1 protein-coding gene is annotated in these 247 nt (G+C 63.2%); it reads left to right on the top strand.

Features of this window, described 5'->3' with window-relative positions; translation table 11 throughout:
* Positions 1-20 precede the first annotated feature (20 nt).
* A partial coding sequence (locus SB773_RS33845) for a hypothetical protein (protein ID WP_410594855.1) occupies positions 21-247 on the top strand: 227 nt, incomplete at its 3' end.

The raw sequence follows: 247 nt of genomic DNA, 5'->3' as shown, positions 1-247 counted from the left end.
ACCCGAAGCGGGGTCAGGAGTTGATCGAATGCGCCTTGGAGCCGTCCGGCGCGCTCGTGGTCGATGAGCTGAATCTCTTCGAGGAACAGCCTCGTGAGCCTGCGCCGGCTGGTATCGAGATCCGCGCTGTTGATGTGGGCCGCCCTACTGGACTCAAGCTTCGATCGGTCATCATCAGGCAAGTGATCGACTCCCCGGCCGTGCCGGTACGGCAACTCGTTCCGCAGGCACATGAGCGTCACGACCG

The organism is Bacillus sp. SIMBA_074 (assembly GCF_046534555.1).
Classification (GTDB): Bacteria; Bacillota; Bacilli; order Bacillales; family Bacillaceae_G; genus Bacillus_A; species Bacillus_A mycoides.
Note: the sequence above shows the minus strand (reverse complement) of the source record. Positions and strands in the feature narration are given on the sequence as shown.